Origin of the sequence: Glycomyces sp. MUSA5-2, assembly GCF_037034145.1 — a bacterium.
In the GTDB taxonomy this organism is placed as follows: Bacteria; Actinomycetota; Actinomycetes; order Mycobacteriales; family Micromonosporaceae; genus Glycomyces; species Glycomyces artemisiae.
In genome coordinates, this window is the sequence record NZ_JBAGKG010000004.1 from 1 (window position 1) to 12,268 (window position 12,268).

At 72.5% G+C, this 12,268-nt stretch carries 10 protein-coding genes and 1 pseudogene; 4 read left to right on the plus strand and 7 right to left on the minus strand.

The window, feature by feature from the left end:
- Positions 1–180: pseudogene (locus WA640_RS13710) on the plus strand (cellulose-binding protein); the annotation flags it as partial.
- A 112-nt stretch (positions 181–292) separates the two neighbouring features.
- Here the strand turns inward: WA640_RS13710 and WA640_RS13715 are convergent.
- From WA640_RS13715 to WA640_RS13730, 4 genes are all read right to left on the minus strand, one after another.
- Entirely contained in the window at positions 293–877 is a 585-nt protein-coding gene (locus WA640_RS13715; protein WP_335988277.1) for a TIGR03086 family metal-binding protein, read from the minus strand.
- Between the two features lie 4 nt (positions 878–881).
- Complete coding sequence (locus tag WA640_RS13720) at positions 882–1,364, minus strand: SRPBCC family protein (RefSeq protein ID WP_335988279.1); 483 nt, start codon at positions 1,362–1,364, stop codon at positions 882–884.
- On the minus strand, positions 1,361–1,729 hold the full coding sequence (locus WA640_RS13725) for an ArsR/SmtB family transcription factor (protein WP_106363892.1): 369 nt from the start codon (positions 1,727–1,729) through the stop codon (positions 1,361–1,363). The genes WA640_RS13720 and WA640_RS13725 overlap by 4 nt, the downstream gene beginning before the upstream one ends.
- 158 nt (positions 1,730–1,887) lie before the next feature.
- A complete protein-coding gene (locus tag WA640_RS13730; protein ID WP_335988282.1) occupies positions 1,888–2,529 on the minus strand; it encodes a TetR/AcrR family transcriptional regulator in 642 nt (213 codons plus the stop codon).
- Positions 2,530–2,744: 215 nt separating this feature from the next.
- Between WA640_RS13730 and WA640_RS13735 the strand changes: the two genes are divergently transcribed.
- Entirely contained in the window at positions 2,745–5,444 is a 2,700-nt protein-coding gene (locus WA640_RS13735) for an MMPL family transporter (protein ID WP_335988284.1), read from the plus strand.
- Complete coding sequence (locus WA640_RS13740) at positions 5,444–7,117, plus strand: YhgE/Pip family protein (RefSeq protein WP_335988286.1); 1,674 nt, start codon at positions 5,444–5,446, stop codon at positions 7,115–7,117. Before WA640_RS13735 ends, WA640_RS13740 begins: the two co-directional genes overlap by 1 nt.
- A 22-nt stretch (positions 7,118–7,139) precedes the next feature.
- Here the strand turns inward: WA640_RS13740 and WA640_RS13745 are convergent, their stop codons facing one another.
- Together WA640_RS13745 and WA640_RS13750 are read right to left on the minus strand one after the other, a co-directional pair.
- Positions 7,140–7,916 carry a sulfite exporter TauE/SafE family protein gene (locus WA640_RS13745; RefSeq protein ID WP_335988287.1) on the minus strand — a complete coding sequence of 259 codons (777 nt, stop codon included), beginning with the start codon at positions 7,914–7,916 and terminating at the stop codon, positions 7,140–7,142.
- Positions 7,917–8,046: 130 nt separating this feature from the next.
- Positions 8,047–10,536, minus strand: coding sequence for a tetratricopeptide repeat protein (locus tag WA640_RS13750; RefSeq protein WP_335988288.1), 2,490 nt, complete (start codon positions 10,534–10,536; stop codon positions 8,047–8,049).
- Positions 10,537–10,683: 147 nt separating this feature from the next.
- Between WA640_RS13750 and WA640_RS13755 the strand changes: the two genes are divergently transcribed.
- The gene (locus WA640_RS13755; protein ID WP_335988289.1) at positions 10,684–11,415 is read left to right on the plus strand and encodes a hypothetical protein; all 732 of its coding nucleotides are present in this window, start codon (positions 10,684–10,686) and stop codon (positions 11,413–11,415) included.
- Positions 11,416–11,633: 218 nt separating this feature from the next.
- On the opposite strand, the gene WA640_RS13760 is transcribed toward WA640_RS13755, so the two are convergent.
- Complete coding sequence (locus WA640_RS13760; RefSeq protein WP_442904757.1) at positions 11,634–12,236, minus strand: dihydrofolate reductase family protein; 603 nt, start codon at positions 12,234–12,236, stop codon at positions 11,634–11,636.
- Positions 12,237–12,268 lie beyond the last annotated feature (32 nt).

The following is a 12,268-nucleotide window of genomic DNA, read 5'->3' on the forward strand; positions in this document are numbered from 1 at the left end:
TACATGCAGACGCTGGTGGACTGGGCCGACGCGAACGGCATGGGCTACCTGGCGTGGACCTGGAACCCGTGGGGCTGCACCAGCGGCGCGGTCCTCATCAAGGACTGGTCCGGCACTCCGGAGTCCGGCGTCGGCGAAGGATACCGGAGCCACCTGCTCACCCAGAGCCCCTACCTGTGACCCGACGGGACACTCAGCGGTACTTACGGACTGAGCAACACGTCTGTTGAGCTCCACTGCGTCGCAGTGGGACTCAACAGACGTCCACATCGAACCAGTGTTCCGGCGCCGTTCAGCCTTCGGGCCGCCACGCCGGGTCGCGGCCGATGAACGCCACCAGCTTGTCCTGCGGGGAGGCGTCGTCGGCGACGGGCACGGCCGGGCCGAACTGGCCGCTGTCGCGGAGCAGCTGCTCGATCGGCTTCATGCCTTCCAATGCGGCACGGCAGCGCTCCTCCCCCAGGTCGGGTTCGCGGCCGAGCGCTTTGGCGAGGTCCCAGGAGTGCGCCCAGATGTCGGCCGTGTAGAACTGGTCGATCGCCTCGTCGACGGGCTTGTCGCCGGTGTTCGGGTTGCTGAGCACCCGCCCGGCGGGGTCGTCGAGGATCGATTGGACGTCGGCGACGTGGCGCTTCCAGGCGGCGGCCGGGTCGGCGTCGACGTCCAAGGGCTCCAGGTCGATCCCCGCCCCTTTGAGGAAGTCGCGCGGCCATTCGACCAGGTGCTTCACGACGTCCAGGGCCGTCCACTCGGGGACCGGGCTGGGTCGCGACCAGTCGTCGGCGCTTGCGCCTTCCACGAGTGCGGTGATGCGGGCGGCGTCGCAGGCGTGCCGCCCGGCGGGGTCGTCGGGTGCGTCGGTTCCGTGCTGCGCCATCGGTCTACGCCGCTTCCTTCGCCAGGAGCTCATCGAGTTTCTCGAAGCCCTCGTTGACGCCGACGTCCATGCCGCTGGCGAGCATGCCGTCGCGGGTCGCGAAGTCCTGCGTCACGCTCAGCACCCGCAGCCGCGTGCGACCGCCTTCGATCGGCTCGAAGGTCATCGTCTCAAGGAAGACGCCGTCGGGCTCGCCCTCGTAGGTGAACGTCCAGACAATCCGCTCGTTCGGGCGGACCTCGTGGAAGCTGCCGAAGAAGGCGTACGCCTCGCCTCCGCTCTCGCCGCCGAACGCCCACTCGCCGCCCGTGCGGGCGTCCCAGCGGGTGATCTTCGTGTTCGACTCGCGGGGCCCGGTCCACTGGGCGTAGAGGTCGGGGTCGACGTGGGCCTGGAAGACGCGTTCCGGCGTCGCGTCGAACTCGCGGATGATCTCGATCGTGGGGACTTTCGCGTCCGCCTTGATCTCGGTTTCGTGCTCGGTCATGATTCCTGCTCCTCGGCTGGTCGCCGGTCCCCGTCGTCCTGGGCCGTGCGGGCCAGGAGGGCGTCGAGGCGGCGGTAGCGTTCCTCTGCTTCGCGGCGGTAGCGCTCGATCCACTCCGTCATCGGGTCGAATGCCTCCCTGTTCAGGTGGACGGGCCGGCGCTGGGCGTCCTTGCTGCGGGTCACCAGGCCGGCTTCTTCGAGCACTTTCACATGCTTGGAGATCGCCTGGAAGCTCACGTCGTACGGCTCGGCGAGCTCCCCCACGGTCGCGTCCGAGACCGACAGCCGGGCGACGATGCCGCGGCGGGTCGGATCGGCGAGCGCCGCGAAGGCCCGGTCGAGCTGCTGCGTACTGTCACCCACGGATTGTCCTCAACTCATTGGTTGAATACAACCGTAGACCGGGGGTCGATCATTGTCAACCCATCGGTTGAATAAGCACCCGCTGCTCCTGTCGGCGGCGAGGACGCTCCTCACCTCCGCCGCAGGGGCGACGGCTTACGGGGCGGCTCCTCGGTATCTCATTCCTGCGCAAGGTCGAACGCGTCGAGGGAGGGCAGCGGCAGGCGCGCCAGCTCCTTCGCCTCGCCGGCGGGGACGCCGAGCATCCGCAGCAGGTCCTCGGCCACCTGGTCCGCTGCGGCCGCGTCGTCGCGTTCGGGACGGTCGTGCAGGAGCTGCGCGAGCGACAACGCGGCCCCTGCCGTGACCACGAGGGCCAGTTCGGGGTCGGCGACGATGAAGCGCCCCTCGTCGACCCCGCACCCGATCGCCTCCCGCGCCCGCGGCGCGAGGCCCTTGATCGGACCTGTCAGCGAGAGCCCGTGGTGCAGCAGGACCTTGCCCAGTTCGGGGTGGCGCCGGTGCAGGCGGCCGGTGAGCCGGAAGCTCTGCGCGAAGGCCGCCGCCGGGTCGTCCAGTCCGCCGCTGAGCCGGTCCAGCGCCTCTCCGAAGACGGTCAGCGCGTCCTCGACCGCGGCCTGGAACAGCTCGTCCTTGCTCGCGAAGTGGTTGTAGAACGAGCCCATGCCGACATCCGCGGCCTGCGTGATCTCCAGGATCGGCGCATTGGTCCGGCCCTCGGCGATGAAGGTGCGGGCGGCGCCCAGCAGCGCGGCGCGCGTCCGCGCCTTCCGCCGCTCCAGGCGGTTCACTTCGCTCACGGCTCCTCCTTCGCACGGACCCGAACATCCTAGCGGCTCGCTCAATGCTGAGGAAATCGTCACAACACCTTGTCTGATCCTATCCTCATGAATGAAGATTTCGTCAGAACAAGTTGTGGAGCCTGTGATGAACCCGCCTGGATTGACGAACAAGTCAGGATCTTTCGCCCCCGCCGCCCCTACGATGACCGTTGAGTCCGAAATGGGGGGTGGGCATGTCCTCGGTGCTCTTTAGGCTCGGACGCGCCTGCGCCCGCGCGCGCTGGCTCGTGATCGCCCTCTGGGTTGGCGCGCTCGTCGTCGCGGGCGGGTCGGCCGCCCTGTTCAACCAGGGCACCGACGACACGTTCGCGATCCCCGGGTCGGAGTCGCAGGACGCCCTCGACTACCTCGGCCGCGTCTTCCCCGAGTTCAGCGGCACCTCGGCGAGCCTCGTCCTCACCGTCCCGCACGGGGAGTCGGTGAGCACCGACGCCGCTGAGGCGGCCACCGCCGACGCCGTCGACCGCATCGGGAAGCTCGACCAGGTCGCCGCGGTCTCGGACCCGTTCGGCTCCGACGTCTCCGGCGCGGTCTCCGAGGACGGCGAAGCCGCGGTCGTCGCCGTGCTCCTCACCGTCGACCAGGCCGACGTCACCGACGCCACCAAGGACGACCTCACCGCGATCGCGAACGACCTCGCCGCGGCCGTCGGCGAGGACGCCGTGGTCTACACCGGCGGCGACGCGTTCGCCGACAACATCCCGCACCTCAGTCCGACAGAAGGCATCGGCCTCGTCGTCGCGCTGGTGGTGCTGCTGCTCATGTTCCGGTCGATCCTGGCCGCGCTCATGCCGCTGCTCACGGCCGTCCTCGGCGTCGGCATCGCCGTGGGCCTCGTCCTGCTCGCCACCATCCTCGTCCCGATCTCCTCGACCGCGCCGATGCTCGCGGTCATGATCGGGCTGGCCGTCGGCATCGACTACGCGCTGTTCCTGCTCTCGCGCCACCGCGACCAGCTCGGCGAGGGCCTGGAGGTCGAGGAGTCGGTCGCCCGCGCCACGGCGACCGCCGGATCGGCCGTCATCTTCGCGGGCCTGACCGTCGTCATCGCGCTGCTGGGCCTGTTCGTCGCGGGCATCCCGTTCCTGACGACGATGGGCGTCGCCGCGGCCGTCGCGGTCGCGATCGCCGTGGCCGTCGCGATCACGCTGGTCCCGGCGCTGCTGGCCGTCGCCGGGGAGCGGATGCGGCCGCGCAGGCCCAAGCGGCGCAAGCGGGCCCGGCGGAAGCCGCAGATCGCGCTCGCATGGGTCCGCACGGTCACCAAGGCCCCGGTCGTCACCATCGCGGTGGTCGCCATCGGACTCGCCGTCGCCGCGGTCCCCGCGATGCAGCTGCGGCTCGCCCTGCCCGACAACGGGGACGCCGCCGAGGGCACCGACGCGAAGGTCACCTACGACGTCATCGCCGACCACTTCGGGCCCGGCTACAACGGGCCGCTCATCGTCACCGCCGACATCATCACCTCGACCGACCCGGTCGGCCTCGTCGACGACCTCGCCGAGTACATCCGCGGCATGGACGGCGTCGCCTCCGTGCCCCTCGCGACCCCGAACCAGAAGGGCGACACCGGGATCATCCAGGTGATCCCCGAGACCGGACCGGATGCTGCCGAGACCGAGGACCTCGTCGCGGCCCTGCGCGACAAGGAGGGCTACTTCCTCGACCACTACGGGACGCAGACCGCGGTCACCGGCCTGACCGCGGTCGGCATCGACGTCTCCGCGCAGCTCGGCTCCGCGCTGCTCCCGTTCGGCGTCCTCGTCGTCGGCCTCTCGCTCGTGCTGCTGGCCATGGTGTTCCGCTCGATCTGGGTCCCCGTCAAGGCCACCGCCGGGTACCTGCTGTCGGTGGGCGCGGCCTTCGGCGCCACCTCGTTCGTGTTCGTCGAGGGGCACGGCGCCGACGCGCTGCACGTCGCCGGGGTCGGCTCGGTCATCTCCTTCCTGCCGATCATCCTCATGGGCGTCCTGTTCGGACTCGCCATGGACTACGAGGTCTTCCTCGTCTCGCGCATCCGCGAAGACTATGTGCACCACGGCGACCCGCACCATGCCATCGAGACCGGGTTCGTCTCGGCCTCGCGCGTCGTCACCGCCGCCGCGGTCATCATGTTCGGCGTCTTCGCCGCGTTCGTGCCCGACGGGTCGGCGACGATCAAGCCGATCGCGTTCAGCCTCGCCGTCGGCGTGTTCGTCGACGCGTTCCTGGTGCGCATGACCCTCGTCCCCGCCGTCCTCGCGCTCCTGGGCCACCGCGCCTGGGGACTCCCGCCGCGCCTCGACCGGGCGCTGCCGGTGTTCGACGCCGAAGGCGACGCGCTCGTCCACGAGCTGCGCCTCGCCGACTGGCCCGAGCCCGGCGCCGACGACGCCGTGGCCGCCCGCGGCCTCCGCATCGAGGACGACCGCGGCCGCACCGTCCTCGACGGCACCGACATCCGGCTGCCGCGGGGAGGGACGCTCGTGGTCGACGGCGCCGGCGCGGTCGGCAAGACCGCGCTCCTGATGGCCCTCGCCGGACGCGTCCCTTCCGTCAAGGGCGACTTGAAGGTCCTCGGCCGCGTCCTCCCCCAGCACGCCCGCGCCCTGCGCCGCGAGGTCGAGATCGTCGCCTGCCGCGACACCCCCGACCCCGCCGCGCGCGTCGGTGCCGCGATCGGGGACGGCGTGCGCCTGGTCCTGCTCGACGACGTCGACCTCGTCCTGCGCACCGACGCCCGCGACGCCCTCCGCGCGCTCATCGCCGACCGGCGCGCCCCCGACGGCGAAAGCGTCGCCTACGTCCTGGCGTGCCAGGACACCGACCGCATCCGCGACCTGCTCCCACCGAGCGCCCTGCCGCTCGCCCTCAACACCGTCGAGGTGGCCTGATGTTCAAGCCGTTCAACAACTCCGCCCGTGCCGGGGCCGCCGGACCGCTCACCTGGCGCACCTGGGCCGGGCTCATCCTCATCCCCGTCCTCGCCATGGGCCTGCTCACCTGGGCACTGTGGAACCCCGACGCCGACCACGGCACCGCCACCGCCGCCGTCGTCAACCTCGACGACCCCGTCACCATCGACGGCCAGACGATCCCGCTCGGCCGCGAGCTCGCCGGCGACCTCACCGACGCGGACGACTCGGCGTACACGTGGGTCCTCACCGACGCCGACGACGCCGCCTCCGGGCTCGCCGACGGCACCTACACCGCGGTCGTCACCATCCCGAAGGACTTCTCCGCGAAAGGCACCTCCGCCGCCACGGCCACCGAGGCATCAGGGAACCCGGCCGACGCGGCGAGAGCCGTCCTCGACATCGAGACCTCGAACGCCGCGGGCGCGGCCGACCCGGCGCTGTCCGAGGACGTCGCCCTCGCCACCCAGCGCACCCTCGACGGGCAGGTCGTCGAGACCTACCTCGACAACGTCTACGTCTCCTTCAACACCATCCACGACCAGCTCGCCGACGCGGCCGACGGCGCGGCCGAACTCGCCGACGGCACCTCCCGGCTCGCCGACGGCGCGGCCGAACTCTCCACGGCCGCAGGCGAACTCGCCACCGGCGCCGACACCCTCGCCGACGCCACCGCCCAACTTGAGACCGGCTCCGCCGGCCTCGCCTCGGGCCTGGGCGAACTCGACGACGCCGCCGCCGACCTGCCCTCCGCCACCCGCCGGCTCGCCGACCAGATGCCCGCCCTCACCTCGGGCATCGCCGACGCCGCCGACGGCGCGAACGACCTCGCGACCGGCGCCGCCCAGATCGACGACGGCGCACAGGAACTCGCCACCGGCGCCGGCCAGCTCGCCGACGGCACCGCCGAAGTCGCCTCCGGTGCCGCCGACGTGGACGACGGCGCACAGGAACTGGCGACCGGCCTCGCCGACGGCCGCGACCAGATCCCCACCTACACCGAATCCGAACGCGCCCACCTGTCCTCGGTCGCCGCCGACCCCACCACCGCGACGATCGACCGCACCGGCTTCGGGGAGCTCTCCATCGCCCTGTTCGCCGCGATCGCCCTGTGGGCCCTGGCCCTCGCCGTCTACCTCGTGACGGCGGCCGTGCCCGAGGACATCCTCACCTCCCGCGCACCCACCTGGCGGATCGTCCTCCGAGCCGCACTGCCCGGCGCCACCGCCGCCGCCCTCGCCGCGGCCGCGATCACCGCGATCGCCGTCCCCGTCATGGGACTCGGGATCGGGCGGGCCCTGACCTTCCTCGCCGTCGCACTCCTCGCCGCGTTCGCGTTCACCGCGCTCAACCAGGCGCTCGTGGCGATCTTCGGCCGGGCCGGACGCCTCGCCTCCGTCGCCGTCCTCATCCTCACGATCGCCCTCGGCATCGTCTCCACCCTCCCCGGACCGCTCTACGCGCTCGTCGGCTGGATCCCCACCCACGGCGCGGTCATCGCCCTGCGCGCGGCAGCCCTCGGCTGCTCCGGCCTCGCCACCGGCATCACCCAACTCGCCGTCTGGCTCGCCATCGGCGCGCTCGCGACCATCCTCGTCACCGACCGCCGCCGAAACCTCAGCACCAGGCACCTCCGCCTCACCCAGACCTGAGCACGGCGATGAGCCGCCGCGGCTAGGAGAGGCCCTGGGCTGCATAGAGCACGGCCAGGGCGAGGGCGAGCATGCCCAGGAGGTGCCGCAGCAGGCGCTCGGGCAGGCGCGGCGCGAGGGCGGCGCCGAGGTAGCCGCCGGTCAGGCCGCCGAGGCCGCAGGCGATGCCAAGCGTCCAGTCGGGGGCGATCTCGCCGGGGGTCGACAGGCTCATGACCGCGAAGGCCACGCATCCGGCGATCGAGGTCGCGAACGTGGACAGCAGCGCGGCCGGGGCGACGAGGGCGACCGGCAGGCCGGCGCCGACCAGGACCGGGCTCAGCAGCGAGCCCCCGCCGATGCCGTAGACGCCGCCGACCAGGCCCGCCGCGAACGCGATCGCGACGATCGCCTTGCGGGGCAGCGAGGGCCGGATCCGTTCGCGGGTGCGTCGCGGGAGAAGGAGCCAGGCGCCCAGGGGCCCGAGGACGACGGCCGCGCAAAGCCGGAAGAGGTCGGCGTCGGCGACGAGGTGGACGCGGGCGATCGCACCGAGGACCACGCCCGGGAGCGCGCCTGCCACGAGCAGGCCCGCCAGGGGTGACCGGAGGGCGCCGGTCCGGGCGTGGCGGGCGAGGGCGCCGGGTCCGGCGATCACGTTGTACAGCAGGTTGGTCGGGGTGACTGCGGGGTTCGGGACGTGCAGGACGCTGAGCTGGACCGGCAGGAGGAAGACCGCGCCCGAGACCCCGGCCGGGGCGGTGACGACCGAGATCGCGAGACCGGCCGCGAAGCCGAACAGCAGGTCCGAGTCGAGCACGCCCACAATCCTACTCACTCAGTAGGAATAGCGCAGCGGCGGCAGGCTCGGTTCGATGCCCCTCGCGGCGCACGACGGTCCCTCGCAGTCCGATCCGCCATGTCGGTCGGCATCGCCGCCGGGTCCGCCGCTACCCGACGTGCGCGAGCGCTTCGCGCAGTTCGCCCGCCAGCGGCAGGCCGCCGCGTTCGGCCAGTTGCAGGGCCTGGAGCCAGTGGTTCCGCGCGGCCGCCCGACGCCGCGCGCGCCAGGCGACGCAGCCCAGCCCCGCGAGGCAGTGCGCTTCACCGACCCGGTCCGCGGTGTCCTGGTAGATCGCCAGCGCGGGCGCGAATTCGGCTGCGGCCACGGGGAGATCGCCGCGGGCCAAGGCGGTCTCGGCGAGGCCCCGGCGGGCGTCCGCCTCCCCGGAGACGTCGCCGATGCGACGGCAGCTCGCGAACGCGCGCCGGTACAGCCGTTCGGCCCGGTCGACGTCGCCGCCGCGCAGCGCCGCCCCGGCGAGTCCCCGCAAGGCACCGGCGGCGCCGCGGCGGTTGCCGACCTGCCGGCACAGGTGCAGCGACTGCCGGTACCGCGTCGCCGCCGCGTCGAGGTCGCCGCGCTGGGAGGCGACGTCGCCGAGTGCCCGCAGCCCGTAGGCCTCGCCGACGCGGTTGCCGATGCCCACGCAGATCGAGGCGACCTGCCCGGCGTGGGCGGCGGCCGTGTCGAGGTCGCCCACCGACATGGCGATCTCGGCGAGGCCCCACAGCGCTTCGGCCTCGCCGACCGGGTTGCCGAGCCGCCGGTGGATCGCCAGTGCGGCGTCGTACCGTCGGCGCGCGAGCGGATAGTCGTCATTGGACGCCGTCTGGGCGAGGCCCCGCAGCGCGTCGGCTTCGCCGAGGCGGTCGCCCAGTTCGCGGCGCAGGCGCAGCACCCGGTCGAACCCTTCCGCGGCGGCCCGGAACCGGCCCGTCAGGCGGTCGATCTCCGCGAGCCCTGAACGGGCGTCGGCCTCCCGTGCGCGCTCGCCGGTGCGGTGGGCGATGCGCAGCAGCTGCCGGTTGCAGATCCGCGCCGCATCGTAGTGTCCGAGCAGCCGCAGCGCGCGGTTGAGCGGCGCGGCGAGGGCGGCAGCGGCCGCGTCGTGGCCGGTGACGTGCATGCACGCGAGGAGCGTCGCGCGGTCGGCGCCGATCCAGTCGGTGTCCGCGTCGCCGGCGGATTCGAGACGGAGCCGGTAGTGGCGCAGCAGGTTCGCCACCGCGGCGTGCTGCGTGCTGGCGGGGTCCTCGCGGTGGCCGCGGTCCAATGCGAAGGCGCGCACCGAATCGTGGAACTCGTAGGCGTCGGCGGCCCGTCGCAGCAGCAGGCTCTCGTCGTACAGCCGGGCCAGCGTCGACGCCGCTTCGGCGACCGTCCCGTCCGCGAGCGCGGCGGCGGCTTCGGCGGTGAATCGCCGCCCGGGGTGGATCGCCAGGAGGCGGAACAGGCGCTTGTCGGGTTCGGGGAGTCCGTTGTAGGACAACGCGAGCGCGGGTCCGCTGTGCTCGTGGGCGGGGATGCGCCGCAGGCGTTCGACGTGGTCGCCGATCTGCCAGTCGGGCTTGCCCTCCAGTTGGCGTCCGGCCGCGGCGAGTTCCAGCGGCAGGCGCCGGCACAGTTCGACCAGGGCCGCGGCGTCGCCGGGGGCGGCGTCGAGTCGGCCGGACGGGTCGTGTCTGCGCAGCATCTCAAGTGCTTCGCCGACGGTGACGGTGCCGAGGGGGATGCGGACGGCCGTTTCCAGGTCGGTGAGTCGGCGGCGGCTGGTCACGAGGACGGCGCAGTCGGGGCTGCGCGGCAGGAGGGGTTCGAGCTGCGCGGCGTCGGCGGCGTTGTCGAGGACGAGGAGCGCCTGCTTGGACGCGAGTTCGCGGTGCAGCAGCGTCACCCGCGCGGCGGGGCTGAGCGCGTCGATGCGGCGGCCCGGCGTGCCGAGGTGGGCGAGGAGGCCGCGGACGACGGCGTCGGGGGCGGCGGGCGGTTCGACCGGGTCGAAGCCGCGCAGATCGGCGAAGAGGCGCGTGGCCCCGGCGAGTCCGGCGTCGGCGAGGTCGCGGGCGGCCCTGAAGGCGAGTTCGGACTTGCCGATCCCGGCCATGCCCTCGATGACGACGACGGCGGCGGCGCCGGTGCGGCGGGCCGTCGCGACGTGCGCGGCGATGCGGTCGCGCTCGGCCCGGCGCCCGGTGAAGGCCGCGGTCGGGTCGGGGACCTCGGCGCGGGTCGTGACGATGACGGATCGGTTGGCGCGTTCGAGGACCCGGTGGCATGCCTGCGCGAGCGAGCGGAGCCCGGCGGCGTCGAGGCCGAGGGCCCGCGCGATGCCGAGGACCGTGTCGGAGTTCATGCGGACCCGGCCGTTCTGGAAGTGGCCGTGGATGGTCGCGATCGACGGCACGCCGTCGGGAATGGAGTGCGCGCTGTGGAATTCGCGGATTCCGGCATGGATGCGGCGGAACGACGTGTTGCCGGAGGCCGCCCGCAGCCGCCGCAGGAACGCGGCCAGGTCGTCGAGCGACTGGACCGCGCGGGCATCCGCGTCCCACTGCGCCGCAAGCGCTGCGGAGGCTTCGGCCGTTGACCGTTGCACGACTGGATGATAGCCCCCGGAGGCAACTGCGAGGGTCGCTCCCGTTCGGACGGCCGCGCTCGTTCGGTTTCGTTCGGAATCCGCGCCTGCGGTTGCGGTCGCAGGAGGATCGGGGGCGACGGATCTCCCTCTGGAAAGGAAAGACCGATGAGCAATCGGGTACGAACCCCGCTCCTGCGGTCGCTGCTGGCGGCCGCCGCGGGCACCCTGGCCCTGGTCCTGTTCGGCGCGTCCCCGGCGGCCGCGCACTATGTGTACGAGGAGGCATTCACCTACCGCAGCAACGACCTCTGCGTCTACGACCGCTCCGAAGTCTCGCACGGCGACGGCAACGGGTACGCGCGCGTCGACATCGACGCCTCGACCGTCCTCGCGACGCCCTCGGGCGCCTACCCGTGCGCGTGGGGGCTCGAACGCCCGGCGGGGTACATCAGCGCCAAGATCGAGACGTACGTGTGGCTCGGCACGTACTGGTACCTGTGCGCGCAGACCGACTGGGTCTACAACGACACCACCACGACCGAACTGGCCATTCAGGCCAGGATGATCGGCCAGCCGATCTGCGGCGAGAGCTACTACGCCACGAACGGCGTCGGCTACGTGTGGAACAACAACTGGTTCGGCGGGGCGGTCTGGTCGGGCGCGCACTACCTGCCCGACTACTCCTTCAGCGCGGCGGAGGCCCCCGCCGAGCTCCCCGAAGCCGGTGACACCGTCGGTGTCGTGGACGGCTCGGGCGAGCCGGTCGTGGACGCCGACGGCGAGCCGGTGACCGTGGTCGTCGCCGCCCCGCCCGCCGGCGGCCCGGCGACGACGGCGGCCGACCAGGCCACCGAGACCACGATGCACCCGGCCGCCGACTCCCTCCTCACCCGATGACACCCGTCGAGCGGTGGACCGCGAAGGCGCGGTCCACCGCTCGACGTCCACGGCCCACGGGTCCGACGCGGCGCGTCGACCCCGTACTCAGCCGCCGCCTTCGGATAGGCGTCCAGCCGGTACGACATGGTCGAGGTCAAGCAGGAACATTGCGAGGATGCAGCGCTGCTGCGTCGTAGTGGGGGTTTATTTCTGTCGAGCGGCCCGGCCGCGTGGGATCAAGCGGCGTACTCCGGGCGGCCGCCGGGCCGGTAGGTCAGGACGGCCACGCCTTTCGGGAACGATCGCGAGTCGATCAGTTCGAGGGCGAGGTCGGGACCGTCCTGGGGGAACAGCCGCAGGCCCTGGCCGACGATCACCGGGCAGACGAGCAGGGTGAGCTCGTCGACCAGGTCGTTGGCGAGCAGCCAGCGCACCAGTGTGCCGCTGCCGTGGACCTGGAGCTCCCCGCCCGGCGCGGCTTTGAGGTCGCGCAGGGAGGACGCGAGGTCGCCGGAGAGGAGCGTGGAGCCCGTCCATTGCGGATCGGTGAGCGTGGTCGAGGCGACGTACTTCGGTCGCGAGCGCAGCGCGTCGGCGATGGGGCTGGTGCCCGGCGCCTTCGCTCCCCAGTATCGCGCGAACAGCTCGTAGGTCCGCCGGCCGAACAAGAAGGCGTCGGCGCGCTGGTAGGTCTGGTCGACCAGCGCCATCGCCTGTTCGTCGAAGACCGTGCGGGCCCATCCGCCGCGTTCGAATCCGCCGCTGCGGTTCTCGTCGCGTCCTCCGTTGCCTTGGACGACGCCGTCGACGGTCACCTGGGTGAAGGTCATGAGTTTCACGTTCGTTGCTCCTTTCTCATCGGGCGCGGGCC